This is a genomic window from Pseudomonas zeae (assembly GCF_014268485.2).
Classification (GTDB): domain Bacteria; phylum Pseudomonadota; class Gammaproteobacteria; order Pseudomonadales; family Pseudomonadaceae; genus Aquipseudomonas; species Aquipseudomonas neuropathica.
On the sequence record NZ_CP077090.1, the window covers coordinates 4,932,476 to 4,958,161 of the forward strand.

Below are 25,686 nucleotides of genomic sequence, written 5' to 3' on the forward strand. Positions count from 1 at the left end.
ACTGAAGACCACGGGCCATGACGTTGGCCCACTGGTCTGACGGCGCCGCTTATAACTTATCGTTCTAAAACTCCCACAACCGCACCGGGTCAGTTTCTGAGTACCGGCCATTTCGGCCGCTGAAGAAACACCCTCCCCAACGGAAAAACCGGTAAGGACTTTATGTGCGGATTAGCTGGCGAGTTACGTTTTGATCAACAACCTGCAGACCTTGCAGCGATCGAGAGAATCACCCATCACCTGGCCCCTCGCGGCCCCGACGCGTGGGGCTTCCATGCCCAAGGGCCGATTGCCCTGGGTCACCGTCGCCTGAAAATCATGGACCTGTCGGACGGCTCGGCGCAGCCGATGATCGACAGCCAGTTGGGCTTGTCCCTGGCCTTCAACGGCGCGATCTACAACTTCCCGGAACTGCGTGCCGAACTTGAAGCGCTGGGTTACGCGTTCTACTCCGGTGGCGACACCGAAGTGCTGCTCAAGGGCTACCACGCCTGGGGCGAAGCGCTGCTGCCGAAGCTCAATGGCATGTTCGCGTTTGCCATTTGGGAACGCGACGCCAAACGCCTGTTCATCGCCCGCGACCGTCTCGGCGTGAAGCCTTTGTACCTGTCGCGTACTGGCCAGCGTCTGCGCTTTGCCTCGGCGTTGCCAGCGTTGCTCAAGGGCGGCGACATCAACCCGATCCTCGATCCGGTGGCGCTCAATCATTACCTGAATTTCCATGCCGTGGTCCCCGCGCCACGCACCCTGCTGGCCGGCATCGAAAAACTGCCACCGGCGACCTGGATGCGCGTTGAAGCCGATGGCACCACCGAACAGAAAACCTGGTGGACCCTGCCTTACGGCCCACACGATGATGAGAAAAATCTGACCCTCGAAGATTGGGTTGATCGCGTCCTCGACAGCACCCGCGAAGCGGTGGCGATTCGTCAACGCGCGGCAGTGGATGTCGGTGTGCTGCTGTCCGGCGGCGTCGATTCGAGCATGCTCGTCGGCCTGTTGCGTGAAGTCGGCGTCGACAACCTTTCGACCTTTTCCATCGGTTTCCAGGATGCCGGCGGCGAACGCGGTGACGAATTCCAGTACTCGGATCTGATCGCCAAACACTACGGCACTCAGCATCATCAACTGCGCATCGACGAGAAAGAAATCATCGAGCAATTGCCCGCCGCGTTCCGCGCGATGAGCGAGCCGATGGTCAGCCATGACTGCATCGCCTTCTATCTGCTATCGCGCGAAGTGGCCAAGCACTGCAAAGTGGTGCAGAGCGGCCAGGGTGCTGACGAATTGTTCGCCGGTTATCACTGGTACCCGCAAGTCGACGGCGCGACCGATCCGTACGCGGCGTATCGCAACGCATTTTTCGACCGCAGCTACGACGACTACGCCGCCACCGTGCAGCCGAAATGGCTGACCGCGAACGATGCAGCCGGCGACTTTGTGAAAGAACATTTCGCCCAGCCCGGCGCCGATGCGGCGGTGGACAAAGCCTTGCGTCTGGACAGCACGGTGATGCTGGTCGATGACCCGGTCAAACGCGTCGACAACATGACCATGGCCTGGGGCCTGGAGGCTCGTACGCCGTTTCTCGACTATCGACTGGTGGAACTCTCGGCCCGAGTGCCTGGCCAATTCAAGCTGCCTGACGGCGGTAAACAAGTGCTCAAAGAAGCCGCGCGCCGAGTCATCCCGAGTGAGGTGATCGACCGTAAAAAAGGCTACTTCCCGGTGCCGGGCCTCAAGCACTTGCAGGGCGACACGCTGAACTGGGTGCGCGAGTTGCTGCTCGATCCGAGTCAGGATCGCGGTCTGTTCAATCCGGCCATGCTCGACAAGTTGCTGACCGATCCGCAAGGCCAACTGACGCCGTTGCGCGGTTCGAAGTTGTGGCAACTGGCGGCCCTGAACCTGTGGCTCAGTGAACAAGGAATCTGATCGATGAAACCCCACGCCACAGCCATCAATCAACGGCTGCTACGCGGTCAGACGCCGTCCTATGAACGCTTGCAGGCGCGTCTGGCCGAAGACGGCAGCACGCTGGCCGCCGACCCGATCGCCGTCCATTGCGGCTGGGGCCGGTTGCTGATCGGCCACACGTTTCCCGACCCGGCATCGCTGGCACAGGAGCTGCTCAAAGAACAGCCCGGCGAGCGTGATATCGCGTTGTACGTCGCGGCGCCGCAGCAGATCCTCGGCCTGGAACCGACGCAACTGTTTCTCGACCCGTCGGACACCTTGCGCCTGTGGTTCAGCGATTACCGCCAGGCCACCCGCGTGTTTCGCGGCTTCCGTATTCGCCGCGCGCAGAGTGAGGCGGACTGGCAGGCGATCAATCTGTTGTATCAGGCGCGCGGCATGTTGCCGATCGATGCCACGCGGCTCACTCCGCATCATCAGGGCGGCCCGGTGTACTGGCTGGCCGAGGATGAAGACAGCGGCGCGGTGATCGGCAGCGTCATGGGCCTGAACCATCAAAAAGCTTTCAACGACCCGGAAAACGGCAGCAGCCTGTGGTGCCTGGCGGTTGATCCGCAATGCTCGCGGCCGGGTGTTGGTGAAGTGCTGGTGCGGCACCTGATCGAGCACTTTATGAGTCGCGGCTTGAGCTATCTGGATCTGTCGGTTCTGCATGACAACCGGCAGGCGAAAAACCTCTACGCCAAGCTCGGCTTTCGCAATCTGTCGACCTTCGCCATCAAGCGCAAAAACGGCATCAACCAGCCGCTGTTTCTCGGTCCGGGGCCAGAAGCGCAGTTCAATCCGTATGCGCGGATCATCGTTGAAGAAGCTCATCGACGCGGTATCGACGTGCAGGTGGATGACGCCGATGCCGGGCTGTTCACTCTCAGCCACGGCGGGCGTCGCGTGCGTTGCCGCGAATCACTGAGCGACCTGACCAGCGCGATCAGCATGAGTTTGTGTCAGGACAAAAGCCTGACCCACAAAGTGCTGAAAGGCGCCGGACTGAACCTACCCTCGCAGCAACTGGCCGGTAATGCCGACGACAATCTGGCCTTCCTCGATGAGCATCAACGGGTGGTGGTCAAACCGCTCGACGGTGAACAGGGCCAAGGCGTAGCGGTGGATTTGCAGAGCATCGAAGAAGTGCAGCAAGCCATCGAAACGGCGAAGCAATTTGACAGCCGCGTGCTGCTGGAAAGCTTCCACGAAGGTCTCGATCTGCGGATTCTGGTGATCGGTTTTGAAGTGGTGGCAGCGGCGATTCGCAAACCGGCGGAAGTGGTCGGCGATGGTCAGCATTCGGTCGGTGCGTTGATCGAGGCGCAAAGTCGTCGTCGGCAAGCGGCGACCAGTGGCGAAAGCAAGATCCCGCTGGATCACGAAACCCAGCGCACCTTGCATGCGGCCGGGTATGACTACAGCAGCATCCTGCCGGCCGGCGAGCACCTGTTTGTGCGGCGCACGGCAAATCTGCACACCGGTGGCACGCTGGAAGATGTCACGGCGATTCTGCACCCAACCCTGGTCGACGCCGCTGTGCGAGCCGCGCGGGCACTGGACATTCCAATGGTCGGGCTCGACTTGATGGTGCCGGCGGCGGATCAGCCGGAGTACGTGTTTATCGAGGCCAACGAACGTGCCGGTCTGGCCAACCATGAGCCGCAGCCGACGGCAGAGCGCTTTGTCGATTTGTTGTTTCCGCACAGTCAGCCGGCTGTCTCTTGAATCTGTTTTGTCCGGGCTGACGCCTTCGCGAGCAAGCTCGCTCCCACATTTGAAATGCATCCCCCTGTGGGAGCGACGGTGCGACGATTCGACTTGCTCGCGAAGGGGCCCTTAAATTCACCCCAAATCCCCCTCATCGAAACCATCGGTGTGCTCAACCCATCAGGAGTTTCCATGACCACGCAAATCCCCGAACCGGATCTCAACTACCTGCAAAAAGTCCTGCTGGAAATGCTCGCCATTCCCAGCCCCACCGGGTTTACCGACACCATCGTGCGTTACGTCGCCGAGCGTCTGGAAGAGCTCGGCATCCCCTTTGAAATGACTCGACGCGGCACCATTCGCGCCACGCTCAAAGGCAAGAAGAACAGCCCCGACCGCGCCGTTTCCGCGCACCTGGACACCATCGGCGCCGCCGTTCGTGCGATCAAGGACAACGGCCGCCTGACCCTCGCCCCGGTCGGCTGCTGGTCGAGCCGCTTTGCCGAGGGCAGTCGCGTCAGCCTGTTTACCGACAACGGCGTGATTCGCGGCAGTGTCTTGCCGTTGATGGCGTCCGGGCACGCCTTCAACACTGCCGTAGATGAAATGCCGATCAGTTGGGATCACGTTGAACTGCGTCTGGATGCCTACTGTGCGACCAAGGCTGACTGCGATTCGCTGGGCATCAGCATCGGCGACGTGGTCGCATTCGATCCGCTGCCGGAATTTACCGAAAGCGGTCACATCAGCGCCCGTCACCTGGATGACAAGGCCGGCGTTGCGGCGCTGCTCGCGGCACTCAAAGCCATCGTCGACAGCGGCCAGGAGCTGATGATCGACTGCCACCCGCTGTTCACCATCACCGAGGAAACCGGTAGCGGCGCGGCGGCGGCGCTGCCGTGGGACGTCAGCGAATTCGTCGGCATCGACATCGCGCCGGTCGCTCCCGGACAGCACTCCAGCGAGCATGCGGTGAGTGTGGCGATGCAGGATTCTGGCGGCCCGTACGATTATCACCTGTCGCGACATTTGCTGCGTCTGGCCGGTGAAAACGAACTGCCGGTGCGCCGCGACCTGTTCCGCTATTACTTCAGCGATGCGCACTCGGCGGTGACCGCCGGCCACGACATCCGCACCGCCCTGCTCGCGTTTGGCTGCGATGCGACCCATGGTTATGAGCGCACGCACATCGACAGTCTGGCGGCGTTGAGTCGTTTGCTGGGCGCTTACATTCTGAGCCCGCCGGTGTTCGCCAGCGATGCGGCGCCAGCGAATGCTTCACTGGATCGCTTCAGTCATCAGATTGAGCATGACACACAGATGGAGAGCGATACGCGAGTACCGTCGGTGGACAGTCTGGTGGGGCAGCGTTCCGACAGTTAAATCTTTGTTGGCAGAACCATCGCCTTCGCGAGCAGGCTCCCACATTTGGAATGCGTTCCCCTGTAGGAGTGAGCCTGCTCGCGATGAGGTCGGTACAGGCAACACAAAACTGGCAGGCAACCCGCAATCGCCGTAGCATCCCGCCATTGATTCAGCCGAGGTGCCCATGCTTATTCCCCACGACCAACTTGAAGTCGACACCCTCACCCGCCTCATCGAGGATTTCGTCACCCGCGACGGCACCGACAACGGTGATGACACGCCGCTGGAAACCCGCGTGCTGCGCGTGCGTCAGGCATTGACCAAAGGCCAGGCGCTGATCGTCTTCGACCCGGAAAGCGAGCAGTGCCAGTTGATGCTCAAGCACGACGTGCCCAAGCACCTGTTCGACTGAAATCCTCAGCGAACTTTCTGCGTGGCTTGCTTGCGCTGAATCCGCTCATAGACCTCCGCGCGGTGCACGTTGACCTTTTGTGGCGCCTCGACGCCAAATCGCACACTGGCACCGTTCACTGACAGAACGCGCAAGGTGATGTCATCACCGATTGAAATCAACTCACCAACGACACGGCTGAGTACAAGCATGAGATTCGTCCTTCAGGGTTAGCGAACCCTGAAGATGCGCGGCTTGCCGCGCCTCTTCAATGCACGGCGAGCAAATCAGTTTTGCCTTACACCCATGCTCGCTCTGAGCTGTCAGACGCTTCCCACAAAAGACCTTCAGGCAGCAGAAAAGCGTGGCCCGAACAGAATCACGCTGGCGCCGATCACGCACAGCGCCACGCCGATCCAGTCCGAACCCAAGGGACGCACGCGCTCGACCACCATCAGCCAGCCAATCGAAGCGACGATGTAGATACCGCCATAAGCGGCGTAGGCACGACCGGCATAGTTGGCTTCAACACGGGTCAGCAACAGTGCGAACAGGGTCAGGCTGAGCAGCGCAGGAATCACCCACAAGGCACTTTTGCCCTGACGCAGCCACATGAAGAAGGCGAAACAACCGGCGATTTCAAACAGCGCCGCGAGAAAGAACCACAGGTAATTGAGCATTGATGCGTCTCGACAAGGTGACCAGTGCGGCCACCCTAACGACGCTGTCTGCAACGGGCAAGGTCAGCCGTTGTTCTGTTTGGCTTTGGCGCGCATCTTCTCCGCCATTGAAGTCATTTCGTTGTAGAGCAGTTGCGGGTTCTTCTGCTTCAGCGCCCAAGCCATGCGCCCTTGTTCGTGGGGCAGGATCATGAATTCGCCAGCGGCGACTTGCTGATAGATGTAGTCAGCGATATCCGCCGCCGTAATTGGTGAACTTTCCAGCAACTTGCCGACCTGCGCTTTCATCGCCGGGGTCGGCCCACGGAACGAATCGAGCAAGTTGGTCTGGAAGAACGAGGGGCAGACCACGTGCACGCCGACTTCCTGCTGCGCCAGTTCGATCAGCAGACTTTCCGACAGTGCCACCACGCCGGCCTTGGCCACGTTGTAGTTGCTCATCGCCGGGCCTTGCATCAGTGCGGCCATGGAGGCGATGTTGATGATTTTGCCTTTGCTTTGTTCAAGCAGTGGCAGGAACGCCTTGCAGCCCTTGACCACGCCCATCAGGTTGATCGCGATCTGCCAGTCCCAGTCTTCCAGCGACAGTTCGCTGAAAAAGCCACCCGAGGCCACGCCGGCGTTGTTGACGATGATGTCGATGCCGCCGAGCTTCACTTCACAGGCCTGAGCGAACGCGGTGAGCTGGCTGTAATCACGCACATCGCAGCGCTGGGTAAAACCGTCGCCGCCCGCCTCGCGGACCATTTTCAGGGTTTCCTGCAGACCGGGTTCGCTGACGTCGGACAAGGCCAGTTGCCAGCCTTCACGGGCCCAGCGCAGCGCGATTTCGCGACCCAGGCCCGAGCCCGCACCAGTGATCATCATGCGATTTTGCATAGCAGACAGCCTTGTTGTTCCGGGGAAGATGCGCGGAGTGTAGCGAAGGATCAGCGCGCGCCCACGCTCCATCAAGTTGCTGAATGGAGGATCAAAAGATCGCAGCCTTCGGCAGCTCCTACATGGATTCCGGCAGGCGCTGTCGAGTGAAACGAGGCGGCGAACTTTTCGCTGTAAAGGAAATAAGCGAGCGATCCAAATACATTAAAAAAACATTGAATTTTCTTTCATGCACACCGGTCGGAATTTGTAAGCCGTCTGGAATTACTTAGTCTCCAGTCGCCCTTGAATACCAAGACTTCTCGAACGCTATCAACAAGGAAATCGACATGGGCACAATTCTAATCATTATCCTGATCCTGTTGCTGATCGGTGGTCTGCCGGTCTTCCCGCACTCCAGAAGTTGGGGTTATGGTCCTTCGGGCATTATCGGCGTGGTGTTGGTGGTGCTGTTGGTGCTGCTGTTACTCGGTCGGATATAACGCTTCAAGCGCAAAAAAAAGAGGCCCTGTTCAGGGCCTCTTTTTTATTGCGTGGATTTTACTGTCGGCAAGCGATCAATCCGGCTTGCCGTTGATGACACCGGCAGTGTTGTCCATCAGGCTTTTGGTCGCCGTTTGCAGGAACGCTTCGAGTTTGAGTTTCAACTCGGCAGTGCGCGGTGCATTCGGAACGATCTCGGCATGTGGATTGGCACCCAACTGGTATTGCCAGATCTTCGGCCCCATTTCCTTGTCCTTCGGCAGGACCAGAATCTGGTCGGCGGTGACGATGGCAGTGGTCTGCTCGCTGCCCGACGGCTTGATCACCCCGAAACCGGTGTCGCCTTCCGGCAGATTGAGCAGGTCACGGCCCCAGCACTGGTGACGCACTTCGCCACCGAGACGGCCCATGATGGTCGGAACGATGTCGATCTGCGTCCCCACGGTGTGGTCACGGGTGCCGAACTTCTCCTGAATACCAGGCGCGATCATCAGCATCGGCACGTTGAAGCGGCCCAAGTCCATTTCGGTGATCTGGCGCTCGTTGCCGAAGCCGTGGTCGCCGACGATGACGAACAGGGTTTCCTTGAAGTACGGCTCTTTGCGCGCCTTCTCGAAGAACTGACCCAGCGCCCAGTCGGCGTAGCGCATGGCGGTCAAGTGTTCGTTGAGGCTGCCGCGATCGGTCACACGCTCGACCGGCAATGGCGTCGGCAAGGCGTATGGCGTGTGGTTGGACAGCGTTTGCAGCAAGGCATAGAACGGCTTGCCGTTTTCACGCTTCTTCAACTCGATCAGACCACGATCGAACATGTCCTGATCGGACACGCCCCAGGTCGGGTCGGAGAAGACCGGGTTGACGAAGTCGTTACGACCAACGAAGTTGGTCATGCCCTGGTTGCTGAAGAAGCCCGACTGGTTGTCCCAGGCGAAGTCGCCGTTGTACACGTAGACGTCGTCATACTTGCGCGCGCTGAGCAGCTGCGGCAGGCCGGAGAGCTTGTGGCTGCCCTCCGGGGTCTGCATCAGGTATTCGAAACCTGGCAGATTCGGGAAGCAGGCCATCGTCGCGAACATGCCCTGGTGGGTGTGCGTACCGTTGGAGAAGAAGCGGTCGAACAGCAGGCCTTCCTTTGACAGTTTGTCCAGGTATGGCGTGATGTTGCCCGGCGCACCCAGCGCACCGACCGAGTGACCGGCCATGCTTTCCATCAGGATCACGACAACGTTCTTGATCGGCAGGGTTTTGTCGGCCGGTGGCGTGTATTCACGGCGTACGGCGGCGATATCGGCATCGACCAGTTTGTCGTCCGGCATCAGCAGCATATCGCGCACGACCTTCTGCGCTTGCTCCTGCGGCAGTGTGGCTTTCCAGATGTTGTTGCGATCCTCGCCCATGCGGTCTTTGGCCGCCGCGATCAGCGACAGCGTTCCGTTGAGGCCGAGCTGGTTGGCGAAGTTCGATTCGGTGGTGTACACGTCACCCCAGCGCAGTGGCGGGCCTTGACGCAAGGTGCCGCGGGCGGCAACTACACAGATCAACAGGCAGACCACGAACACCGCCAGACGGGTGTACCACGGCGCAACTTGACGGGTACCGACACTGCCACCGCTGAACGGGCCGCGCGGACGCGTGGCACGGTCGGCGCCTTTGAACGCGAGGGTCAGAATGACGGTGCCGATCACCCACGCGAGCAGGTAGCGCAACACCGGAAAACCGTACCAGAGCATGCTCATCACGGTTTTCGGGTCTTCTTTCACGTACTGGAACACCAGGCCGTTGAGGCGCTGGTGGAACTCGCGGTAGAAGTCCATCTCCATCAGGCCGAGGAACAGCGCGATGCTTGAGGCGATGGTCAGCCACAAGCGGAAGAAGCCGCGTGCGGCCATGGCGCGGGCACTGAACAGCGCCAGTACCAGCGGAATGCACACGTAAACCACCAGGCGCAGGTCGAAACGCAGGCCGTTGGCGAAGGCTTCGAGGAAGGTCGAAGCCGGGGTATCGAGGATCATCTCGCGGTTGTAGACCAGCAGCGCGAGGCGCAGCACGGAAAACATCACCATCATGACCAGCGCGCAAAGCAGCGTGTAGGCCAGATGCGATTTGACGGTCGGTTGCAGCAGGCGAGCAGAAGATCGCTGCTGATTCAGGGCGTCCGGGTTTGCCATGTCGTTTTAGGACCCATTGGAAGTTGAAGTTGCAAAAATACAGCGGCGCCAGGCCCTCTATTGGTCATTCCAGACCCCGGGGCTTGCGCGGTGCGCAAATGTTGCACGATCACCCGCACCATTGCCATTGATAACTGCCCTGCCGCCCGACACTTTCATTTAGTGCAGCCGCGAACCGGGACAGCGTGCAAACAGCGCGGGCGAATTGTCAGGAACACTTTGTGAAAATTTCGTGCAACGCATATCTGGAAACACAATATAGATACAAAACAAAACGCCCCGAATCGATCGGGGCGTTTTGTTGCAACGCGCGATTACTTCTCGGCGCGTTCTTTCAAGGCTTTGAGGGTATTGAACGGTGCATCGACGACAAACTTGTTGGCAATCATCGACGGCACGCTACCACCCGGCTCGGTATGCACCTGATAGGTCACTTCAACCTGATCACCTTTGGGTACGAATTTCCAGAAGCCTTTGACCTGCGCTACACGGACAAAGCCTTTCTCTTCCGGAATGTACTTGGGCAGACCTTCGAGGTTACGGGTCAGGCTGCCATCGGCGCCTTCAACGGTGGTGATGTGCAGCACCGAATCACGCGGGGTCACCGGCCAAGGCGTGTTGAACTGGGTGTAGGTCCAGCTCTGATCGCCCTCGTGCTTGAGCAGTTTCTGGGTCTTGCATTCGTGAATCCAGGCGCACGCGCCGGAGACGTCTTCCTGCAGTGCGCGCAGTTTGGCGACGGTGGTTTTCATCAGCGCAACGCCCTGGTAGGACTTGTAGTCCGAACCTGGCACTTCACTCAGGGACACCTTGATGCCGTCCTCATTCTTGGCGACTTTCCAGTCTTCAGCCTGAGCGACGGAGGTAGCCAGCACAGCGGCCAAACCACACAACACAGCGATACGATGCAGCGAACCCATAGTCTTATTCCTTATTGTTGAAGTTCCGTTCGTTTGACACATCACGCCGCCGTCATCTGCTCCCACCAGCCAATCAGCCTGATCGCTTCTTCCGAGCTGCTGCCACAGACTTCGACATCCGCCGCAAAGCCGGAACAGACTGCCGGGCGCTCGGGGCGGCCGAAAATGCTGCACAGGTTTTCGACCGATAGTTGCACGCAACGTTCGCCGGCAGGTTTGCCATCAGGCATGCCGGGAATCGGCGAACTGATGGAAGGGGCAATGCAGCAAGCGCCACAGCCTTCACGGCATTTCATGACGAACAATTCCTCGCGACGGGCGATGTGTAAAAGGGACGCGGAACAGAGTAACCGCTAAAACGGCTGTTTCAAATTCCCGGAACCGGGGTTTTTACCGATAACTGAATGTGACTGACCAGTCTCCGACAAAGCGCCTGGTCTGCGGGTCACAGATGGCCTGCAGTCACTGCTTGAATTCAAAATCCAGCGCCGCACCTTCGACTTCACGGCGCTCTTCATTGCGCAGTTGCAACTGCATTTCGTTGCTGAGCAAACGGCCGTTGAGCTGGAAGCCGTTGTTCTTCTCGCCAAACATCTGCGGCAGGATCGCCTCGCGCTTGGGCAACTCAACCGTGCCTTTGGGCTTCAGTTCCTGAACCATATCTTTGGGCAGACTCAAATCGAGCCTGGCCGGCGGCAGTCTGGTTTTCACCACTTCGCTGGCAGGTTTCGATTTGGACGCGATTGGCTTGCGCTTCTTGATGACTTTTTGCTGAGGTTTCTTCGCGGGAGCTGCCTTCTGCGCTGGCGTGTTTTTTTTCGCCGGGCTCGTCGCCGCCGGTTTTTCCTGAGCCGCAGCGGCCACGACGCCAGGCGCATGACCGATCATCAGCAAACCCAGCAAAACCCAAGCGGCAGGAGCAATCGCTTTCATGAACCCAACAGTGGCAAACGGCAGATGGCCATATGCTCGCTTGTTGGGCGCCACAAGACAAGCATCAGCCACCGCTCGTTCAGAATCCGCTGGCGGTTTCCTGGCACAGTTGCGTCGCCAGCAAGCCAAGGGTCATCAACGCCCGCTCCGCCTCGCGGTTCCACGGAATCCCGCAGTTCAGGCGAATACAGTGGTTGAACTGCTCGGTATTACTGAAGATCAGTCCCGGCGCAATGCTGATGCCCTGCTGCAGGGCGCGCACATGCAATTCCTGGGTATTCACCCTCCCCGGCAAGCTCACCCAGAGGATGAAACCACCCGTGGGCCGGGTCATTTGCGTGCCTTCGGGGAAGTACTGCTGCACCGCCAACTGGAACGCGCTGAGGTTTTTTCGGTATTCCTGGCGGATGTACCGTAAATGCCGGTCATAACCGCCGTTTTCCAGATAAGCGGCAATCGCCATCTGCGTCACGCTGCACGCCGAGTGGGTGCTGAAGGTCTGCAGACGCTGTATTTCCTGCTGATATTTGCCAGCGATCATCCAGCCGATGCGCACACCGGGTGACAAGGTTTTGGAGAAGCTTGAACAGTAGATCACCCGATCCAGTCGGTCATAAGCCTTGAGCGCTTTGGTTTTGCCCTGCTCGAACATCAACTCGCCATAGATGTCGTCTTCGACAATCTGGATGTCGAAGTCCGAGGCCAGACGCAGCAACTGTTTCTGCCGCTCTTCGGGCATGGTGCCGCCCAGCGGATTGCTCAGGCGCGTGGTCAGCACCAGCGCTTTGATCGACCATTGGTTGGCGGCCAGTTGCAGCGCTTCGAGGCTCATGCCAGTGGCCGGATCGCTAGGGATTTCGATGACCTTCAAGCCGAGCAGATCGGCCAATTGCAGCAAACCGTAATAGGTTGGTGATTCGGCGGCGATCAGATCGCCCGGGCGGGTCAGCACGCGCAACGACATCTGCAAGGCGTCGACACAACCGTGGGTGATGACCACTTCCGACGGATCGACCACCACACCGGCATCACGCATGCGGATCGCCACTTGCCGGCGCAGCGGCTCAAAACCGGGGCTGAACATGTAGCTGAAAGCACGCGGACTATGGAAGCGGGTGACCTTGGCCAGTTGCTGATGCAGTGCGCGCACCGGCAGGTAATCGACACTCGGCACGGCCGCACCCAGCGGGAACACGCCTTCGCGGCGTGATTCGACCAGCACCTGTTGAATGATGCTGCTGCGGGTAACCAGCCCCGGCCGTTCGACCCGGGCAATGTCCGGCGTCGGCGCAGTCAGCGCGGGAGTCTGATGCACGTAATAACCGGACTGCGGGCGCGCCCGAATCAAGCCCTGATCTTCGAGATTGGCGTAAGCCTGCAACACCGTCGCATGGCTGACGTTGAGCTGCGAACTCATCTTGCGTACCGAAGGCACGCGCTCCCCAGGTTGATAGACCCCACGGCGGATGTCTTCGGCCAGTTGCTGAGCAATACGTTGGTAGAGCAAGAGATTGGTCATGACGCAGCACTCGATTTCACGGGCATTTTATTCTTGTGTGAAACAATACCGGAACAGTTTAGAAGTGTACTGGGACAGTTGCCACATTACTCGACCATACAGTGCGGTGTCTGCCCCCTACTGTACGGATTGCGAGCCAATCGACAGACGTAAAAAAGCCCGGCACTGCATGACAGCCCGGGCTTTCCAGAGACGCAACCCTTAACGGGCGGCGCCGAGCTGGCCTTTTTCGTCGGAGAAGACAATTTCAACCCGACGATTCTGTGCCCGCCCACGCTCGGAAGCGTTGGCGTCCACCGGGTATTCGTCGCCGTAGCCTTCGACCTGAATACGTTTGTCGTCGATGCCCAGGTCCATCAGCACGTCGGCCACCGCTTGCGCGCGATCACGGGACAGCTTGAGGTTTTCCTGCTTGCCGCCGGTGCTGTCGGTGTAGCCCTCAATACGCACTACACGTTTCGGGTTCAGTTGCAGGAACTGGACGATTTTCAGCACAACACGGTTGGCCGAGTTTTTCAGCTCCGCTTCGCCGGTGTCGAACAACACATCGCCGAGGGTCATCACCAGACCACGGTCGGTCTGCGTGGTGGCCAGTGCAACGATCTGTTCTTCCAGCCATTTGCCCTGTTGCTGCACGCTGAGCAACTTCGATTCACGCAGGGCCAGTTGCAAGCGCTGACGCTCCAGTTCCAGTTTCGCCGCGCGCTCTTCGTTGAGCACCTGATTGGTGTGCTCGCGGGCAATTTCGCTGTAACGCTGGCTCAGGTAGGCGTAGTGCACAACATCGGAACCGCTGCCCCAATAGGTCGACAGGCGATCGGCACGGGCCAGGGACTCACCGGCGCGGATCACGTCTTTCGGCGCGATGCGCAGCACGTTGGAGTCTTCCTTGACCTTCTGGAAGTCGGCGCTGGCTTCTTGCAGAGCGGATTCGCTGTGTTGACCGGCGCAGCCGTACAGGCTGACGCAACCGGCGAGCAGCAGACCGCCGAGGACTTTCGACTTGAGGCTCATTGGGCATCTCCCAGTTGCTTGCGCAGACGGACGATGCGGGTGTTAAGCACATTCACCTGTTCTTGACTTTTTTGCGTCAGCACTTTGGCTTCGGCCAGACGTGCATCCAGTTCAGCCTGTTCGGAACGCATACGCGCGTTCCGATAGGACTGGTCAGCCATGTTGCCTTTGGCGCGGTTGTACTTGGTTTCGGCCAGTTTCATTTCCGGCACTTCGTCGGCGGTGGCGCCAACAGCCTTGGCCTGGGTGATGGCTTGCTCGGTCAGGCGCATTTGTTCATTGGGTGCCGGATCGGTCGCGCAACCGGCCAGGGCCAGAACGGCCACAGCCGCGAAAAGAGGTCGAATACTCACTAAGAATCCCTACTGTTTTGGGGCACTGACGGGTTGTGGCGGCTGTTGCTGCTGCGCCTTCCAGCGCTCGATATTGCGTTGCAGCGCGGCTTCCGTCAGTCCGGACGCGGGCAATTCTGTCATCTTTTTGGCCAACTGTCCGCGCAACCACGGATCGTTGCATGCCGAGTTATGCGAAACCGCGAGGAACAGCCCCGGCCGGTCGACCGGTTGCTCGAACACCAACAGGTCATTGGCCATACCCAATGCCTGCGCGGCGGCCATGCCCGAGTAGCGGCCGGCGAGTACATATTCCACTTCGCCCAAGAGCAGTTTCTGTAGCGCCTGAGTGAGGTTGGCTGTCCGGGTCAGGGTCAGATTCTGCTCGGCGAAAGTGCCAAATGCCTGGGTCATACGAGACTTTTCCGACAACGCACCGACGTGACCGTGCAGGTCTTTGGCCTCGCTGTAGACCAGCGTCGAGCCTTTGCGGGTCCACACCAGATAGTCGTTTTCCAGCAACGGCGGATGGATGTAGTCGAGGTTGTCCAGCTCATTGAGGGTCAGCGGCGCGTCGGCGAGCATGTCCATGCGCCCGCTGCGCACTTCATCGAGGGCTTGCGAACGTTTGCCGGCGTATAGCAATTCGATTTTGATGCCGAGGTCTTTGGCGACTTGTTGCAGCAGATCAGCACTGGCACCGATCAACTGCTTGGGATTCTGCGGGTCCTGCCACAGGTACGGCGGCGCATCCGGGCTACCGGTGACGACAAGGCGCTCGCATTTGCCCGCGGCCATAGCCAAACCTGGCAACAGGGCTAACCCCAACAACCATCCGCAGCGCAGATCCATGGCAAAACACTCCCACTCAAATCCGAGACAAAAAAAAGCCCGACCAAAAGGTCGGGCTCTTTATAAGTGAAGCCGCTGGATTAGACCAGCTTCTCCAGCTCAGGGACGGCTTCGAACAGATCCGCCACGAGGCCGTAATCGGCCACCTGGAAGATCGGCGCTTCTTCGTCCTTGTTGATCGCAACGATCACTTTGGAGTCTTTCATACCGGCCAAATGCTGGATCGCGCCGGAGATACCGACGGCGATGTACAGCTGTGGCGCAACGATCTTGCCGGTCTGACCGACCTGCATGTCGTTCGGTACGAAACCTGCGTCGACGGCGGCGCGCGAAGCACCGACGGCAGCGCCGAGCTTGTCGGCCAGAGCGTACAGGTGTTTGAAGTTGTCGCCGTTCTGCATGCCGCGGCCGCCGGAAACGACGATCTTGGCAGCGGTCAGCTCAGGACGATCGGACTTGGCCAGTTCTTCGTTGACGAAGCTGGAAGTGCCGGCGTTGTGCGCAGCAGCAACGGCTTCAACAGCAGCCGAACCACCTTCAGCGGCAACCGGGTCGAAACCGGTGGCACGCACGGTGATCACTTTGATCGCAGCGGTCGACTGCACGGTAGCGATAGCGTTACCGGCGTAGATCGGACGCTTGAACGTGTCAGCGCTTTCGACCGAGATGATCTCGGAGATCTGGTCAACGTCCAGCTGCGCAGCAACGCGCGGCAGGATGTTTTTGCCGTTGGAGGTCGCGGCAGCCAGGATGTGGCTGTAGCCAGCGCCCAGCTCAGCTACCAACGGAGCAACGTTTTCCGGCAGCTGATGCGCGTAAGCCGCGTTGTCAGCATTCAGGACTTTGCTCACGCCAGCGATTTTCGCAGCGGCTTCAGCCACGGCGCCAGCGCCTTGACCTGCAACCAGAACGTGGACGTCGCCGCCGATTTTGACCGCAGCAGCCACGGTGTTCAGTGTGGCCGGGGCCAGCACTTTGTTGTCGTGTTCAGCAATAACCAAGATAGTCATTTAGATTACCTTCGCTTCGTTTTTCAGTTTCTCGACCAATTCAGCTACCGACTTAACCTTGATGCCCGCGCTGCGTGCAGCCGGCGCTTCGACTTTCAGGGTCTTGTTGGTGGAGGCGGTGGAAACGCCCAAAGCGTCCGGAGTCAGCACTTCGAGAGGCTTCTTCTTGGCTTTCATGATGTTTGGCAGGGACGCGTAGCGCGGCTCGTTCAAACGCAGGTCGGTAGTGACGATTGCCGGCAGTTTCAGGGAAACCGTCTGCGCGCCGCCGTCGATTTCACGGGTCACCGCAACGCTGTCGCCGGAGACTTCGACTTTCGAGGCGAACGTGCCCTGACCGTAGCCGCTCAGTGCAGCAAGCATCTGGCCGGTCTGGTTGTTGTCGCTGTCGATCGCCTGTTTGCCGAGGATAACCAGTTGCGGCTGTTCCTTGTCGACCACAGCCTTGAGCAGCTTGGCCACGGCGAGCGAGGTCAGATCTTCAGCGGATTCGACGAGGATGGCACGGTCGGCACCCAGAGCCAATGCGGTACGCAGTTGCTCCTGAGCGGTGGTCGGGCCGATGGAGACGACGACGATTTCAGTCGCAACACCTTTCTCTTTCAGGCGTACGGCTTCTTCCACTGCGATTTCGCAGAACGGGTTCATCGACATCTTGACGTTGGCGAGATCGACGCCGGAATTGTCCGCCTTGACGCGAACCTTGACGTTGTAATCCACAACGCGTTTGACAGCTACAAGAACCTTCATGGATTCCTCGTTACTCTCCGGTGAAAAGAAAGTCGCCTAGGCGAACCTGGCGGTTGATGCTCATCAGGCTAAAGGGCACCTCTAAAAACGCCGACTTGGGTGTCTGGTGGCTGCACAGAGTGAGGACCTGCGACCGTTCGTCAGGGGTGACCGACGGGTCATTGATCTTCACGCTGTGTAAACTGCGCGCCGGACCTGCGCTGCGCATCACCTTCTACTGCCTGTGCCCTGTCTTTAGACGTGCTCTTGAAACCGCCAGTCTGCCTACGACGAGCGCAAAACCGCCCGTATCTTGACCGGAACGCCTATTCCGGTCAATACAGCAAAATGACCATTCATAAGCCGCGCTTCTTTGATTTCTCTGGGCTGGAGCCGATTCAAACAAACGTTTGTATTGGACGCTCGGAGTGGTGTAGATATAATGCGCCGCCTAGAGAGAAAGGTCGGTCTCCAATATTCCCCTTGACGTTAACGTAAAGGAATAGCGGATGCGACATCAAACCTCCAAATTAGAAAAAAAACTGTTGAGCCTTGAGTAGGAGATAGCCTGTGGAACGCGAATACATGGAATTCGACGTGGTCATCGTCGGTGCCGGCCCCGCTGGCCTGTCCGCCGCCTGCCGTCTGAAGCAGAAGGCCGCCGAAGCCGGTAAGGAAATCAGCGTCTGCGTGGTCGAAAAAGGCTCCGAAGTCGGCGCACACATCCTGTCCGGTGCCGTATTCGAACCACGCGCTCTGAACGAACTGTTCCCGGACTGGAAAGAACTTGGCGCGCCGCTGAACACGCCAGTGACCCGCGACGATATTTTCGTGCTGAAAAACGCCGAAAACGCGCAGAAGATTCCAGACTTCTTTGTGCCCAAGACCATGCACAACGAAGGCAACTACATTATTTCCCTCGGCAACCTGTGCCGCTGGCTCGCCCAGCAGGCCGAGAACCTTGGCGTGGAAATCTACCCGGGTTTCGCCGCTCAGGAAGCGCTGATCGACGAACAAGGCGTGGTGCGCGGGATCATCACTGGTGATCTGGGCGTCGACCGCGAAGGCAACCCGAAAGAAGGCCTGTACACCCCAGGCATGGAACTGCGTGGCAAGTACACGCTGTTCGCCGAAGGCTGCCGTGGCCACATCGGCAAGCAACTGATCAAGCGCTACAACCTCGACAGCGATGCCGACGCCCAGCACTACGGCATCGGCCTGAAAGAAATCTGGGAAATCGACCCGGCCAAACATCAGCCAGGCCTGGTGGTGCATACCGCCGGTTGGCCGCTGGACATCATGGGCACCGAAAACACCGGTGGCTCGTTCCTCTATCACCTGGAAAACAACCAGGTGGTGGTTGGTCTGATCGTTGACCTGTCCTACAGCAACACTTACCTGTCGCCGTTCGACGAGTTCCAGCGCCTCAAGCATCACCCGGTGCTGGCGCAGTACCTGGAAGGCGGCAAGCGCATCAGCTACGGCGCGCGCGCGATCTGCAAAGGTGGCCTGAACTCGCTGCCGAAAATGGTCTTCAAGGGCGGCGCGTTGATCGGTTGCGACCTCGGCACCCTGAACTTCGCCAAGATCAAGGGCAGCCACACCGCGATGAAGTCCGGCATGCTCGCCGCTGAATCGGTGGCTGACGCGCTGTTCGCGGAAAAGGACGGCACTGAAGAGCTGACCACTTACGTCGACGCGTTCAAGAAGAGCTGGCTCTACGACGAACTGTTCGCCAGCCGTAACTTCGGCCCGGCGATCCACAAGTTCGGCGCCATCGTCGGCGGCGGTTTCAACTGGCTGGACCAGAACATCTTCGGCGGCAAACTGCCGTTCACCCTGCACGACACCAAGCCGGATTACGCTTGCCTCAAGCTCGCCGCCGACTGCAAGAAGATCGACTACCCGAAACCCGACGGCAAACTCAGCTTCGACAAACTGAGCTCGGTGTTCATCTCCGGTACCAACCACGAAGAAGAGCAGCCGTGCCACCTGAAGCTGACCGACCCGAGCATCCCGATCAGCAAGAACTTGCCGCTGTACGACGAGCCGGCGCAGCGCTACTGCCCGGCCGGTGTGTACGAAGTGATCACCAAGGAAGACGGCGAGAAGCGCTTCCAGATCAACGCGCAGAACTGCGTGCACTGCAAGACCTGTGACATCAAGGACCCTTCGCAGAACATCACCTGGGTCACGCCGGAAGGCGCTGGCGGCCCGACTTACCCAAATATGTAAGTCGAACCGCTGAACATCAAGGCTCCCGAATCGGGGGCCTTTTTGTTGCCCAAAACTCCTCTGACACCACAAAACAACTGTGGGAGCGAGCCTGCTCGCGAAAGCGGTGTGTCATATAAAAATGATGTCGACTGATGCACCGCATTCGCGAGCAGGCTCGCTCCCACAGGGGATTATCGTCTAATCAGGCAGCGCGTTCGTCACCCGGACTACGCTCAAAGTAGCGCTTGTACTCGCGGCTGAACTGCGACGTACTCTGATACCCCACCCGATGCGCCACCTGCGCCACACCCAGGCCTTCGGCGACCAACAACGTCTGCGCCTTCAATAACCTCAGACGCTTCAGATACTGCACCGGCGACAACAACGTGCTGCGTTTGAAATGCTCATGAAAGGTCGACACGCTCATGTTCGCGCAACCGGCCAGCGTTTCAACGTTCAACGGCTCGGTGTAATGCGCATGCAGATGACTGATCGACGCCGCCACCCGCGCGAACTGCCCCTGCTGCTCGACCAACGCGCGCAATACATCAGCCTGCGGCCCACGCAACGCGACAAACAACAACTCCCTTACCCGCGCCGGCCCCAGAATCTGACACTCCAGTGGATCATGCAGGCAACTGAGCAAGCGCTCGACGCAACCGCGCATGGCATCGTCGAGCACCACCGAGGTCATCGACTCCGGCGTCTGCGCCGGGATATGCCGGCCCGGCGCCAGCCCCATGGCCAGCACCAGCTCACCGAGCAAGACCCGATCAATCGCCACCGACACCCCGAGCAACGGCGCATCCGGCAAGGCAAACGTCTCGCATTCGAACGGCACTGGCAGCGCCTGAATCAGATAATGCCCGGCGCCGTACTCCATGGTGCGCGGCCCGAGAAACGCCAGTTTGCTGCCCTGGGCGATGATCATCAGGCTCGGTTCGTAAATGTGCGGGCCACGGGCAACGTCGCAACTGGCACGCAACACCTGCACACCCGGCAGCCCGGTCTGGCTGTAACCATCGCGCAGCGCCAGCGGTTCAATCAGCGAAACCAGCCGGGCATTGGCATCAAGATGACGGGTCAACTGCATCGAATTGTTCTTCACAAAAAATCACGAAAATAAGGGATGAAAGCATCATCGCAGATCCTTTTGCCAATGCGACCGATCAAACCCGCATGCCGGAGGATTAGGCATGAGACCCGGAGGAATCGTCATGGCCGGACCGACAGTCGGCGCCCAGAATGCGCCGCCTCACTTGTTCCTGCTTTTGCGAGGTTTCACATGTACACCGCTATCGGTTATGCCGCCCAATCGGCCACCACCCCCCTCGCCCCGATGAAATTCGAACGCCGCAGCCCGCGCGCCGACGATGTCGCGATCGAGATTCTGTATTGCGGCGTTTGCCACTCCGACATCCACCAAGCGCGCAACGAATGGGGTATCGCCGTTTACCCGTTGATGCCCGGCCACGAGATCGTCGGCAAAGTCACCGCCGTTGGTGCGAACGTCACCCGACACAAAGTAGGCGATCTGGTCGGCGTCGGCTGCATGGTCGACTCGTGCCGCACCTGTGAAGCCTGCCAGTCGAACCTTGAGCAATATTGCCTCGAAGGTCCGACCATGACCTATGCCACCCCGGACCGGGTCGACGGCAGCAACACCATGGGCGGTTATTCGGACAGCATCGTCGTCAGCGAACACTTCGTCGTGCGCATCCCGGAGAAACTGGCACTCGCCAGCGCCGCGCCGATTCTCTGTGCCGGCATCACCACCTACTCGCCGCTCAAGCACTACGGTGTAAAAGCGGGCGACAAGGTCGGGATTCTCGGCATGGGCGGTCTGGGCCACATGGGCATCAAGTTCGCAAAGGCCATGGGCGCCGAAGTCACGCTGTTCACCCGCTCGGCGAGCAAGGCTGAAGAAGGTCGTCGTCAGGGCGCCGATCACGTAATCGTTTCCACCGACGCCGAGCAAATGAAAGCCGCTGCCGGTTACTTCGACTTCCTGCTCGACACCATTCCGGTGCAGCACGACCTCAACCCGTACCTCGACACCCTGCGGTTCGACGGCGTGCACATTCTGGTCGGCCTGATCGAACCGATTTATCCACCGGTACACGCAGGCAAACTGGTGATGAGCCGTCGCGTGCTGGCCGGCTCGTTGATCGGTGGCGTCGCAGAAACCCAGGAAGTGCTGGATTTCTGCGCCGAACACAACATTACTTGCGACATCGAAATGCTCGACATCCGCCAGATCAACGAGGCTTACGCCCGGATGATTGCCGGTGACGTGAAGTACCGCTTCGTGATCGACATGGCAACGCTCAAGGTTTAAATCTTCAGACCGAGTTCCGCCGAGAGCCGGGCTGTGACCCCTTTGATCAGGGGAATCAGCTCGGCCATTTTTTCCAGCGGCATGTACGGCACGGTGCTGGCGATACTGATCGCCGCCACGATGCCCTTACTCGCATCACGAATCGGCGCCGCCACGCAGCGGATCGACGGTTCGTTGTCCTCCAGATCGAAGGCGTAGCCACCGGCGACGTACTCGGTCATGCGCTGCTCAAGCTGCTCCCACGACTGCTGAGGATGCTGCGGCCAGAACTGACTCTTCCCACCTGCCGGCAGACTGATGTCGTAGAGACGCTGCCAATCTTTCGGCGAGTCATCGAGCATCAACGCCTTGCCGATACCGGTGCGCGCCAGCGGCATGCGATGGCCGACCCGCGAACGCATTTCCGGGCCGTTGCGCCCCGGATTTTTCAGCAGATACAACACTTCATCGCCTTCGCGAATGCCCAAGTGCACGGTGTCACCAGTCAGCGCCGACAACTCGTCCAGATACGGCCCGGCCAGGGTCACCAGCGGCAACTCCTCACGCGCCTGGAAACCCAGTTCGATCAGCTTCGGTCCGAGCAGGTAACCGATTTGCGGCACCACGCGCAGATAGCGCTCATCCACCAGGCAACTGGCCAGACGATGGGTGGTGCTGCGCGTGGTACCGATCAGCCGGGCAATCTCCTTGAGATCGCGGGCGCCACTGGCCACCGCTTGCACCACACCCAAGCCACGCAACAGCGTCTGGGTGCCGGTGGGCGCGGCGTCCTTGGTTTTTTCCGGAGCGTCTTCCTGCATATCCAGCCTTTACCGTTGAGCGAGGGAACGGGCGGCATTATGGTCGCCCGACGCAGACCACTACAACTCGATACGCTCGACCTTGCCGACCAGCAGCACATAGGACAACGCACCGACCAAGGCGAGCACCGCGATGTAGGTGATCGCCGGCGCGAACGAATCGCCGCTGGCAAGGAAGCCAATCACGATCGGCGTGGCGATCGCCGACAGGTTGCCGATGAAGTTGAACACCCCGCCGGTCAGCCCGAGCAACCGTGCCGGCGCCAGCGTCGACACCAGCGACCAGGTGATCGAGGCCAGACCGTTGCCGAAAAATGCCAACGCCAGAAAGGCAATCACCAGCGGCGTCGATTCAACAAAATTGGCACCAATGATCGAAGTGGAAATCAGCAGCCCGCCAATGATCGGCAGCTTGCGCGCAAAACCAACCGTGCAGCCGCGACGGATCAGCAAGTCGGAAAAGAATCCCGAGCACAGCACGCCAATGAACGCAGCGAGAAACGGCAGCGATGCCAGCAGGCCGGACTTGATGAAGTCCATGCCGCGATATTTCACCAGATAGGTCGGGAACCACGTCAGGAAAAACCACAGCGTCGAGTTCAGGCAAAACTGGCCGAGGTAGATGCCCCACAATTTGCGCTTGGTCAGCACGATGCCCAAATCGGTCCAGCTGAATTTGGCTTTGACCTTGGCGGACTCTTGCTGAATATCGACCAGACCACCGCCCTCGCGGATCAGGTCGATTTCGGCTTCGTTGGCACCTTTGAAATCCCGTGGCTCACGATAGACCGCGTACCAGATTGCCGCCCAGATAATGCCGACGGCGCCGGTGGCGACGAACACCATGTGCCAGCCGAACTCATGTTGCAGCCAAGCGAGTACCGGAGTGAGAAATGCCAGGCCGACAAATTGTCCGGAGGTGTAGAAGCCGATGGCCGTGGCGCGCTCACGCTCGGGGAACCAAGTGGTGACCACACGACTGTTGATCGGATAAGCCGGCGCTTCCAGTGCACCGACCGCCATGCGCAACACAAACAGCGCAATGAAGCTGGCCGCGAAACCGAGCATCACCGTGGCAATCGACCACAGCAGCAACGCGACGCTGTAAAGAATGCGCGGCGGCACGCGATCGACCAGCCAGCCGCCGGGGATCTGCATCGCGGCGTAAGTCCAGCCGAACGCGGAGAAAATCAGACCGACGTGAATCGGATCGATGCCCAGCTCACTGGTCAGCGCCGGCGCGGCAATCGACAGGTTGCTGCGGTCGAGGTAGTTGATGACCACGGTGATAAACAGCAACACCATGATGAAAAACCGCTTGCGGCTAGGCGTGACTAAAGACGCCTGCCCGGTGAGGGTTTGCGGTTGCATGGGGAGAGCCTCTTTTTATGTTTATTGAGGTCGGCCTGAGGCCTGATCGTTCCCACGCTCCGCGTGGGAATGCAGCCGGGGACGCTCCGCGTCCCAAAAGCGCACGCAGAGCGTCCATTGAGGCATTCCCACGCAGAGCGTGGGAACGATCTCATCGGGTGTGTCAGGGACGACTCACCACTCGGCAAAACTGCCATCGGCATGACGCCAGATCGGGTTGCGCCAGCGGTGGCCAACGGCCGCACGCTCGATCACGTATTCCTCGTTGATCTCGATACCCAACCCCGGGCCGTTCGGAATCTTCACAAAACCTTTGTCGTAATCGAACACCCGTGGATCCTTCACGTAGTCGAGCAAATCGTTGCTCTCGTTGTAATGGATGCCCAGGCTTTGCTCCTGGATAAACGCGTTGTAACAAGCCGCGTCCAATTGCAAACACGCCGCCAGCGCAATCGGCCCCAACGGGCAGTGCAGCGCCAGTGCCACATCGTAGGCCTCGGCCATGTTGGCGATCTTGCGGGTTTCGGTGATGCCGCCCGCGTGGGAGGCATCCGGCTGGATGATGTCGACGTAACCTTCGCTCAACACGCGTTTAAAGTCCCAACGCGAAAACAGCCGCTCACCCAGAGCAATCGGCGTGCTGGTCAACGGTGCGAGCTCTTTCAGCGCTTCGTAGTTTTCGCTGAGTACCGGTTCTTCGATAAACATCAGTTTGTACGGGTCGAGTTCCTTCATCAGCACCTTGGCCATCGGCTTGTGCACGCGGCCATGGAAGTCGACACCGATGCCGACGTTCGGCCCAACCGCGTCACGCACGGCGGCGACATTGGCCAGCGCCAGATCGACTTTTTCGAAGGTATCGAGGAACTGCAGCTCTTCGGTGCCGTTCATCTTTACTGCGGTGAAACCACGGCTCACCGCCTCTTTCGCCGCACGCGCGGTGTCCGCTGGACGGTCGCCACCGATCCACGAATACACGCGAATCTTGTCGCGCACCTGGCCACCGAGCAGATCGCTGACCGACACCCCGAGCGCCTTGCCCTTGATGTCCCACAGCGCCTGATCGATACCGGCCAGCGCACTCATGTGAATCGCGCCGCCACGGTAGAAACCGCCGCGATAGAGCACGGTCCAGATGTCTTCGATATTGCGTGGGTCTTTGCCGATCAGGTAGTCGGACAATTCTTCAACGGCAGCCGCGACGGTATGCGCGCGCCCTTCAACCACGGGTTCGCCCCAACCGGTCACGCCTTCGTCGGTTTCGACCTTGAGGAAGCACCAGCGCGGCGGGACGATGAAGGTGGTGAGTTTGGTGATTTTCATCTCTGCTCTCTTTTTGTAAATGCAGCTCTTATAGATGCAGCGCACACAGCGCCAAAAAGTCTTAGCGAAGGGCCTTCCACGCAGCCACGTAAGCCTTGGCGTTCAGCGCCACTTGCTCCGGTGTCATGCCCGGTTTGAACAGGCCGGAGCCGAGACCGAAACCTTTTACACCGGCATCGATAAACGCCTGCATATTTTCCGGGGTGATGCCGCCGACCGGCGCCAGTACTGTTCCCGTCGGCAACACTGCGAGCCAGGCTTTGACGACCGCCGGGCCCATCTGCTCTGCCGGAAACATCTTGAGAATGTCCGCGCCCTCCTCCAGTGCCGCGAAGGCCTCGGTCGGCGTGGCGACACCCGGCGACAGAAACAGCCCCGCCGCTTTCGCCGCACGCAAGACCTTGGCGTCACTGTGCGGCATGACAATCACTTGGCCGCCGGCTTCTTTCACCAACTCGACCTGTGCCGGGGTCAACACCGTGCCGGCACCGATCAGGCAATCGGCGGGCAAGGTCGTACGCAAAATGCGGATACTTTCGTACGGCGACGGGGAATTGAGCGGTACTTCGATGACGCGAAATCCGGTCGCATACAGGACTTCTCCGACAGCGGCGGCTTCCTGCGGATGCAGGCCCCGCAGGATCGCGATCAGACCGTTTTGCGCCAGTGCTTGCTTGAGCATGTCAGGCCTCC

The 25,686-nt window shown here is 59.5% G+C and carries 25 protein-coding genes; 7 read left to right on the forward strand and 18 right to left on the reverse strand.

All coding sequences use genetic code 11. From position 1 onward, the window contains the following. Positions 1-162: 162 nt before the first annotated feature. The 4 genes from HU754_RS21660 (at position 163) to HU754_RS21675 (ending at position 5,446) form a co-directional block, all read left to right on the forward strand. A complete protein-coding gene (locus tag HU754_RS21660; RefSeq protein ID WP_099756889.1) occupies positions 163-1,935 on the forward strand; it encodes an N-acetylglutaminylglutamine amidotransferase in 1,773 nt (590 codons plus the stop codon). 3 nt (positions 1,936-1,938) lie between these two features. After that, positions 1,939-3,687 (forward strand): N-acetylglutaminylglutamine synthetase, encoded by a 1,749-nt coding sequence (gene ngg / locus HU754_RS21665; RefSeq protein WP_186620512.1) that lies wholly within the window; start codon positions 1,939-1,941, stop codon positions 3,685-3,687. A 174-nt stretch (positions 3,688-3,861) separates the two neighbouring features. Next, positions 3,862-5,052, forward strand: a complete 1,191-nt coding sequence (locus HU754_RS21670; protein ID WP_077574040.1) for an osmoprotectant NAGGN system M42 family peptidase — start codon at positions 3,862-3,864, stop codon at positions 5,050-5,052. Between the two features lie 166 nt (positions 5,053-5,218). Beyond that, entirely contained in the window at positions 5,219-5,446 is a 228-nt protein-coding gene (locus HU754_RS21675; protein WP_003199186.1) for a YheU family protein, read from the forward strand. Positions 5,447-5,451: 5 nt separating this feature from the next. Here HU754_RS21675 and csrA read toward each other — a convergent pair whose 3' ends face one another. The 3 genes from csrA to HU754_RS21690 form a co-directional block, all read right to left on the reverse strand. Beyond that, a complete protein-coding gene (gene csrA / locus HU754_RS21680; RefSeq protein ID WP_016985988.1) occupies positions 5,452-5,637 on the reverse strand; it encodes a carbon storage regulator CsrA in 186 nt (61 codons plus the stop codon). Between the two features lie 135 nt (positions 5,638-5,772). After that, complete coding sequence (locus HU754_RS21685) at positions 5,773-6,105, reverse strand: YnfA family protein (protein ID WP_008088571.1); 333 nt, start codon at positions 6,103-6,105, stop codon at positions 5,773-5,775. Between the two features lie 63 nt (positions 6,106-6,168). Beyond that, entirely contained in the window at positions 6,169-6,984 is an 816-nt protein-coding gene (locus tag HU754_RS21690; protein ID WP_186620510.1) for an SDR family oxidoreductase, read from the reverse strand. 323 nt (positions 6,985-7,307) lie between these two features. On the opposite strand from HU754_RS21690, the gene HU754_RS21695 reads away from it, so the two are divergent. Beyond that, a complete protein-coding gene (locus tag HU754_RS21695; RefSeq protein WP_169432680.1) occupies positions 7,308-7,466 on the forward strand; it encodes a DUF3309 family protein in 159 nt (52 codons plus the stop codon). 75 nt (positions 7,467-7,541) lie between these two features. Here the strand turns inward: HU754_RS21695 and HU754_RS21700 are convergent, their stop codons facing one another. The 10 genes from HU754_RS21700 to HU754_RS21745 form a co-directional block, all read right to left on the reverse strand. Then, positions 7,542-9,635: an LTA synthase family protein gene (locus HU754_RS21700; protein ID WP_186620509.1), complete on the reverse strand. Its 2,094-nt coding sequence runs from the start codon at positions 9,633-9,635 to the stop codon at positions 7,542-7,544. A 314-nt stretch (positions 9,636-9,949) separates the two neighbouring features. Then, complete coding sequence (locus HU754_RS21705) at positions 9,950-10,555, reverse strand: START domain-containing protein (protein ID WP_186620508.1); 606 nt, start codon at positions 10,553-10,555, stop codon at positions 9,950-9,952. 41 nt (positions 10,556-10,596) lie between these two features. Further along, positions 10,597-10,851 (reverse strand): YkgJ family cysteine cluster protein, encoded by a 255-nt coding sequence (locus HU754_RS21710; RefSeq protein ID WP_007908349.1) that lies wholly within the window; start codon positions 10,849-10,851, stop codon positions 10,597-10,599. A gap of 166 nt (positions 10,852-11,017) precedes the next feature. Then, positions 11,018-11,488, reverse strand: coding sequence for a translation initiation factor 2 (locus tag HU754_RS21715; protein WP_099759341.1), 471 nt, complete (start codon positions 11,486-11,488; stop codon positions 11,018-11,020). Positions 11,489-11,567: 79 nt separating this feature from the next. After that, positions 11,568-13,007, reverse strand: a complete 1,440-nt coding sequence (locus HU754_RS21720) for an aminotransferase-like domain-containing protein (protein WP_186620506.1) — start codon at positions 13,005-13,007, stop codon at positions 11,568-11,570. A gap of 201 nt (positions 13,008-13,208) precedes the next feature. After that, on the reverse strand, positions 13,209-14,021 hold the full coding sequence (locus HU754_RS21725; RefSeq protein WP_186620504.1) for an OmpA family protein: 813 nt from the start codon (positions 14,019-14,021) through the stop codon (positions 13,209-13,211). After that, positions 14,018-14,374, reverse strand: a complete 357-nt coding sequence (locus HU754_RS21730) for a DUF4398 domain-containing protein (protein WP_093435356.1) — start codon at positions 14,372-14,374, stop codon at positions 14,018-14,020. The genes HU754_RS21725 and HU754_RS21730 overlap by 4 nt, the downstream gene beginning before the upstream one ends. A gap of 9 nt (positions 14,375-14,383) precedes the next feature. Next, positions 14,384-15,205: a substrate-binding periplasmic protein gene (locus tag HU754_RS21735; protein WP_186620502.1), complete on the reverse strand. Its 822-nt coding sequence runs from the start codon at positions 15,203-15,205 to the stop codon at positions 14,384-14,386. A gap of 80 nt (positions 15,206-15,285) precedes the next feature. Further along, the gene (locus HU754_RS21740) at positions 15,286-16,215 is read right to left on the reverse strand and encodes an electron transfer flavoprotein subunit alpha/FixB family protein (RefSeq protein WP_093435361.1); all 930 of its coding nucleotides are present in this window, start codon (positions 16,213-16,215) and stop codon (positions 15,286-15,288) included. Then, positions 16,216-16,965, reverse strand: a complete 750-nt coding sequence (locus HU754_RS21745) for an electron transfer flavoprotein subunit beta/FixA family protein (RefSeq protein ID WP_007908338.1) — start codon at positions 16,963-16,965, stop codon at positions 16,216-16,218. It lies immediately after the preceding gene. Positions 16,966-17,514: 549 nt separating this feature from the next. On the opposite strand from HU754_RS21745, the gene HU754_RS21750 reads away from it, so the two are divergent. Then, entirely contained in the window at positions 17,515-19,179 is a 1,665-nt protein-coding gene (locus HU754_RS21750; protein ID WP_016985998.1) for an electron transfer flavoprotein-ubiquinone oxidoreductase, read from the forward strand. Between the two features lie 184 nt (positions 19,180-19,363). Here the strand turns inward: HU754_RS21750 and HU754_RS21755 are convergent, their stop codons facing one another. Further along, positions 19,364-20,254 carry an AraC family transcriptional regulator gene (locus HU754_RS21755; RefSeq protein ID WP_099756894.1) on the reverse strand — a complete coding sequence of 297 codons (891 nt, stop codon included), beginning with the start codon at positions 20,252-20,254 and terminating at the stop codon, positions 19,364-19,366. Positions 20,255-20,446: 192 nt separating this feature from the next. On the opposite strand from HU754_RS21755, the gene HU754_RS21760 reads away from it, so the two are divergent. Further along, complete coding sequence (locus HU754_RS21760; RefSeq protein ID WP_186620500.1) at positions 20,447-21,499, forward strand: NAD(P)-dependent alcohol dehydrogenase; 1,053 nt, start codon at positions 20,447-20,449, stop codon at positions 21,497-21,499. On the opposite strand, the gene HU754_RS21765 is transcribed toward HU754_RS21760, so the two are convergent. The 4 genes from HU754_RS21765 to HU754_RS21780 all read right to left on the reverse strand — a co-directional run bounded on the left by HU754_RS21765 (position 21,496) and on the right by HU754_RS21780 (position 25,675). Continuing rightward, on the reverse strand, positions 21,496-22,299 hold the full coding sequence (locus HU754_RS21765; RefSeq protein WP_093435365.1) for an IclR family transcriptional regulator: 804 nt from the start codon (positions 22,297-22,299) through the stop codon (positions 21,496-21,498). The two genes, HU754_RS21760 and HU754_RS21765, sit on opposite strands and share 4 nt — an antisense overlap. 60 nt (positions 22,300-22,359) lie before the next feature. Further along, the gene (locus tag HU754_RS21770; protein WP_093435366.1) at positions 22,360-23,670 is read right to left on the reverse strand and encodes an MFS transporter; all 1,311 of its coding nucleotides are present in this window, start codon (positions 23,668-23,670) and stop codon (positions 22,360-22,362) included. Positions 23,671-23,844: 174 nt separating this feature from the next. Beyond that, positions 23,845-24,993, reverse strand: a complete 1,149-nt coding sequence (gene dgoD, locus HU754_RS21775) for a galactonate dehydratase (RefSeq protein ID WP_007908327.1) — start codon at positions 24,991-24,993, stop codon at positions 23,845-23,847. Positions 24,994-25,054: 61 nt separating this feature from the next. Next, the gene (locus HU754_RS21780) at positions 25,055-25,675 is read right to left on the reverse strand and encodes a 2-dehydro-3-deoxy-6-phosphogalactonate aldolase (RefSeq protein ID WP_186620498.1); all 621 of its coding nucleotides are present in this window, start codon (positions 25,673-25,675) and stop codon (positions 25,055-25,057) included. Between the last annotated feature and the right edge of the window lie 11 nt (positions 25,676-25,686).

Excerpts from the sequence above, each read along its gene's own strand:
- HU754_RS21660 (WP_099756889.1), top strand. The coding sequence starts at position 163 with ATGTGCGGATTAGCTGGCGAGTTACGTTTTGATCAACAACCTGCAGAC.
- ngg (WP_186620512.1), top strand. The coding sequence starts at position 1,939 with ATGAAACCCCACGCCACAGCCATCAATCAACGGCTGCTACGCGGTCAG.
- HU754_RS21670 (WP_077574040.1), top strand. The coding sequence starts at position 3,862 with ATGACCACGCAAATCCCCGAACCGGATCTCAACTACCTGCAAAAAGTC.
- HU754_RS21675 (WP_003199186.1), top strand. The coding sequence starts at position 5,219 with ATGCTTATTCCCCACGACCAACTTGAAGTCGACACCCTCACCCGCCTC.
- csrA (WP_016985988.1), bottom strand. The coding sequence starts at position 5,637 with ATGCTTGTACTCAGCCGTGTCGTTGGTGAGTTGATTTCAATCGGTGAT.
- HU754_RS21685 (WP_008088571.1), bottom strand. The coding sequence starts at position 6,105 with ATGCTCAATTACCTGTGGTTCTTTCTCGCGGCGCTGTTTGAAATCGCC.
- HU754_RS21690 (WP_186620510.1), bottom strand. The coding sequence starts at position 6,984 with ATGCAAAATCGCATGATGATCACTGGTGCGGGCTCGGGCCTGGGTCGC.
- HU754_RS21700 (WP_186620509.1), bottom strand. The coding sequence starts at position 9,635 with ATGGCAAACCCGGACGCCCTGAATCAGCAGCGATCTTCTGCTCGCCTG.
- HU754_RS21705 (WP_186620508.1), bottom strand. The coding sequence starts at position 10,555 with ATGGGTTCGCTGCATCGTATCGCTGTGTTGTGTGGTTTGGCCGCTGTG.
- HU754_RS21710 (WP_007908349.1), bottom strand. The coding sequence starts at position 10,851 with ATGAAATGCCGTGAAGGCTGTGGCGCTTGCTGCATTGCCCCTTCCATC.
- HU754_RS21715 (WP_099759341.1), bottom strand. The coding sequence starts at position 11,488 with ATGAAAGCGATTGCTCCTGCCGCTTGGGTTTTGCTGGGTTTGCTGATG.
- HU754_RS21720 (WP_186620506.1), bottom strand. The coding sequence starts at position 13,007 with ATGACCAATCTCTTGCTCTACCAACGTATTGCTCAGCAACTGGCCGAA.
- HU754_RS21725 (WP_186620504.1), bottom strand. The coding sequence starts at position 14,021 with ATGAGCCTCAAGTCGAAAGTCCTCGGCGGTCTGCTGCTCGCCGGTTGC.
- HU754_RS21735 (WP_186620502.1), bottom strand. The coding sequence starts at position 15,205 with ATGGATCTGCGCTGCGGATGGTTGTTGGGGTTAGCCCTGTTGCCAGGT.
- HU754_RS21740 (WP_093435361.1), bottom strand. The coding sequence starts at position 16,215 with ATGACTATCTTGGTTATTGCTGAACACGACAACAAAGTGCTGGCCCCG.
- HU754_RS21745 (WP_007908338.1), bottom strand. The coding sequence starts at position 16,965 with ATGAAGGTTCTTGTAGCTGTCAAACGCGTTGTGGATTACAACGTCAAG.
- HU754_RS21755 (WP_099756894.1), bottom strand. The coding sequence starts at position 20,254 with ATGCAGTTGACCCGTCATCTTGATGCCAATGCCCGGCTGGTTTCGCTG.
- HU754_RS21760 (WP_186620500.1), top strand. The coding sequence starts at position 20,447 with ATGTACACCGCTATCGGTTATGCCGCCCAATCGGCCACCACCCCCCTC.
- HU754_RS21765 (WP_093435365.1), bottom strand. The coding sequence starts at position 22,299 with ATGCAGGAAGACGCTCCGGAAAAAACCAAGGACGCCGCGCCCACCGGC.
- HU754_RS21770 (WP_093435366.1), bottom strand. The coding sequence starts at position 23,670 with ATGCAACCGCAAACCCTCACCGGGCAGGCGTCTTTAGTCACGCCTAGC.
- dgoD (WP_007908327.1), bottom strand. The coding sequence starts at position 24,993 with ATGAAAATCACCAAACTCACCACCTTCATCGTCCCGCCGCGCTGGTGC.
- HU754_RS21780 (WP_186620498.1), bottom strand. The coding sequence starts at position 25,675 with ATGCTCAAGCAAGCACTGGCGCAAAACGGTCTGATCGCGATCCTGCGG.